Source organism: Alteromonas sp. ALT199 (genome assembly GCF_018619335.1).
In the GTDB taxonomy this organism is placed as follows: domain Bacteria; phylum Pseudomonadota; class Gammaproteobacteria; order Enterobacterales; family Alteromonadaceae; genus Alteromonas.
In genome coordinates this window covers 1-3,526 of the sequence record NZ_JAHHDX010000088.1, presented here as the reverse complement: position 1 = coordinate 3,526, position 3,526 = coordinate 1, and the positions used below count along the sequence as shown (strand labels likewise).

General features: G+C 43.4%; 3 protein-coding genes. 1 reads left to right on the top strand and 2 read right to left on the bottom strand.

Features of this window, described 5'->3' with window-relative positions; all coding sequences use genetic code 11:
* Positions 1-431: 431 nt before the first annotated feature.
* Positions 432-1,556, top strand: a complete 1,125-nt coding sequence (gene asd / locus KL866_RS09215) for an aspartate-semialdehyde dehydrogenase (RefSeq protein ID WP_214994758.1) — start codon at positions 432-434, stop codon at positions 1,554-1,556.
* A 111-nt stretch (positions 1,557-1,667) separates the two neighbouring features.
* Here the strand turns inward: asd and KL866_RS09210 are convergent, their stop codons facing one another.
* The gene (locus tag KL866_RS09210; RefSeq protein ID WP_025254617.1) at positions 1,668-2,027 is read right to left on the bottom strand and encodes a VOC family protein; all 360 of its coding nucleotides are present in this window, start codon (positions 2,025-2,027) and stop codon (positions 1,668-1,670) included.
* 142 nt (positions 2,028-2,169) lie between these two features.
* Positions 2,170-3,396, bottom strand: coding sequence for a porin (locus KL866_RS09205; RefSeq protein ID WP_214994756.1), 1,227 nt, complete (start codon positions 3,394-3,396; stop codon positions 2,170-2,172).
* Between the last annotated feature and the right edge of the window lie 130 nt (positions 3,397-3,526).

Genomic DNA, 3,526 nt, shown 5'->3' with positions numbered 1-3,526 from the left:
TAATACTGTTTTCATTGTCATTTCTCATCGGCTAATACTAAATTTAATTTACGGCTGTTTGCCTTTAAAGCAACGATAGCCTTTATCTTAGATTAACAATCAAACTTCCTTTCGATAATAGTAACTTTGGTTAAAGCAGCTTCAATAGAATCTATATAATAAACCTCTTATTTTAACTCATTTCTAAAATGCTTATATCAGCGACAGATAATTTATAAAAACCACCTAGCCAGCGCCTTCAATAACACTTAGACTGCGAAGACAAAAATAAAAACGACAGGTATTACGCCGGCTTTCGAGCGAGGCGTTCGCCATCTTATGTATGCTATGCAGGTAGCCTTAACCATTTTTGAATTGTGGTGTACTGCGCGTGGTTTCAACATACATATGATGAGGTACTTTTCATTTTAGAAACAAGGGTTCTCAAGTTAATGTCACAACAAAAAGTAGGTTTAGTGGGCTGGCGCGGTATGGTTGGCTCAGTATTAATGCAGCGCATGCAAGAAGAGCAAGATTTCGCGCACATTGAGCCCACCTTTTTTACCACCTCTCAAAAAGGTATTGCAGCGCCAAACTTTGCTGGCAAAGACACTGGTGTTTTAGAAGATGCCCACGACATCGAAGCGCTATCAAAACAAGATATTATTATTACTTGTCAGGGCGGTGATTACACGAAAGCCGTTTATGATGATCTTCGCGCGTCAGGCTGGAATGGCTATTGGATTGACGCAGCGTCGGCCCTTCGCATGAAAGACGATGCGATTATTGTACTAGACCCAGTGAACCGTAAAGAAATTGATAGTGGCATTGAAAAAGGTATTCGTACATACGTCGGCGGAAACTGCACAGTGTCACTTATGCTGTTGGCTCTAGGCGGCTTATTTGAACAAGACCTTGTTGAATGGGCATCTCCGATGACCTACCAAGCGGCTTCAGGGTCTGGCGCTAAACATATGCGTGAACTTATTAGCCAAATGGGCGCTATTCATAGCAATGTAAAAGATAAAGTGGAAGATCCGGCTACTGCTATATTGGATATCGATCAGCAGGTATCTGAATTTATTCGAAGCTCAGAATACCCAAGCGAGCAGTTCGGGGTTCCTCTTGCAGGAAGCTTAATTCCGTATATCGACTCACAGCTTCCATCTGGACAAAGCCGTGAAGAGTGGAAAGCCCAAGCCGAAGCTAACAAGATTTTGGGTATTAACGGCAGTGAAGTGCCTATCGATGGTATTTGTGTACGCGTTGGTGCCATGCGCTGTCACAGCCAAGCGATTACCCTTAAGCTTAAAAAAGACTTACCAGTTAGCGAGATTGAAGAAATCTTAGCGAAACACAATGATTGGGTAAAAGTCGTGCCTGATGATCGTGAAGTGACTATGCAGGAACTCACGCCTGCCAAAGTTACCGGTACCCTGTCTATTCCAGTAGGTCGAATTCGCAAGCTTAACATGGGCCCTGAGTATATCTCAGCGTTCACCGTTGGCGATCAGCTTTTATGGGGTGCTGCAGAGCCACTTCGCAGAATGTTGCGCATTGTGCTTGAGCAAAACTAAAACTTAGTTTTACTTAGTAAAGTCTAAAACGCCTTACCAGTGACTGGTAAGGCGTTTTTTATTTCTAGTATTCCTCGTAATGTACGTAAAACACTAGAAAAGAGTATGATACTAGTTAGCCGACTCAGACCAAACAGCAAGCTCATTGCCACCAGGCTCTACAAAATGAAAACGGCAACCACCGGGAAAATCAAATAAGGGTTTGGTAATTGTTCCGCCCGCGCTTTCTACATTGTACTGTACTTTAGCAATGTTACCGGCATAGAGTACTAACAAGGGCGCCCCGCTCTCTGCTTTTGAAACCCGTTCCGCTGCGAATATGCCACCCTCTAACCCTGCATTACTAAAGGCACTATACTCACTACCGTAGTCAGTAAAGCACCAGTTAAAAGCATTTTCGAAAAAGGCTTTTGAACGTTCTAGATCAAGGGATGCAAATTCAACATAGTTAAGTTTAGTACTTTCCTGCATGAGGGTTATGCCTGGCGATAAGCGAATTTGACAGTATCATAGCACTAATCATTATCGAGTCGACTATACAGACATAACTCTGTTCGCTGGGTTAAGCCGTTACGGTAAATGCAAAGTACGGCCGTGTATGTCTAGTGCAAGGCTAAAAGCTTATATCCCACTGCAGTGAATAGATTGTACTATCGCCGACTTCAGTGTCGAACTGATCAAGAGAGATTCGGCTTACCTGCGCAGTAAGTTTGTTGCCATGACCATTAAAAAACCAGTTAAACGCCAGTGATTTTTCGTAAAAATCTTCGTCTTTTTCGCTAGTATTAGGTGAATAGGTAGCATAGCGCACTGCAACTTCTAAAGGCTTGGGCCACCAGCTTAATGACTCATTTAAAAAGTAGCCAGCTTGAACGTAATATCCGCGCAATGTTGTTTTGATGTTGTCATTAGCTGCGTCCACGATTTCTTTTTCGTGATATTCCGCCTGCGCGTTAAAGCCTTGATAAAAGTACGCACCATCAATCAAAAACTGCCGAATATCGTACTGCCCTTCAGTTTCACCTTCATCAAAGTGGGTCAAATTACCTGCTCCAGATGAAGAGAAACGCGTGAATTGACTTTTAAACCTAGCGCCAGCGATAGCTATCGCGGCTTTCGGAGTAGATGAACGAGCAATGTCGCTATTTTTAAAACCGACTTCTTTACCTAAAAAATTCCACTGCAGTCGACCCGAATACATGGCCTCACCGTCATGATTACTATAGTCACCACGACCTGAACCATTAAACACACCTGCCCAGTAATTGAAATTAGCAGCACCGCCGTTATCGATATAACCGTAGATAGAAGCGCCCATTTGCCTGTCTAGTGTGAATATTCTATTGATGATAGAACGATCCATCATTTGTTGACCGCCGCTGCTCACACTGCGCTCTCTGGAATATTCAACTTTCCACTGACCGAACTTAAACCGAAGCGCATCATACTTTTCAAAGGCGAGCGTCGCACTCAGCGTGCGCTGATCGACGGCATCGTATTCCACAGCGTAGTTAATCCACTGCATAGCAATGTGACCGTCTAACTTAACTCGCGCCCTGTTAATACCGAATTGATTACCAGCGTTGTGGTTAAAGTCGGCAAGTTCAGTTGGCTGGCCAATGCCAGGGTTGGCATAGCGAAACTGTACTCGCCCCCGCGCGCGTAGCGAAAAGCCGTTGTTGTCACTATGAAACACTAGACCGTCGCCATTGTAAGCGGGCAAGGTCTCGTAAGACTCTTGCTTAGCGTCTACCTTAGAAGCCAACGCAGCCGAGGAGAAAAGTAACGCAAAGAAGGCACTCGATATAAGGCACAAAGAAAAACGATATTGGTAAAGCAAAACACACTACGTATAACGGAAATTTGTGCGTAGGATATATACTTTAGTATAAGGATCAAGAGCACTGACACAAAAGTGACATAAAAATGAAATATTTAATGATTACTTAGCAATATAGCGCTCTTCTATA

What these genes read in the sequence shown, in the direction of transcription:
- asd (WP_214994758.1), top strand. Translation starts at nt 432, where the DNA reads ATGTCACAACAAAAAGTAGGTTTAGTGGGCTGGCGCGGTATGGTTGGC.
- KL866_RS09210 (WP_025254617.1), bottom strand. Translation starts at nt 2,027, where the DNA reads ATGCAGGAAAGTACTAAACTTAACTATGTTGAATTTGCATCCCTTGAT.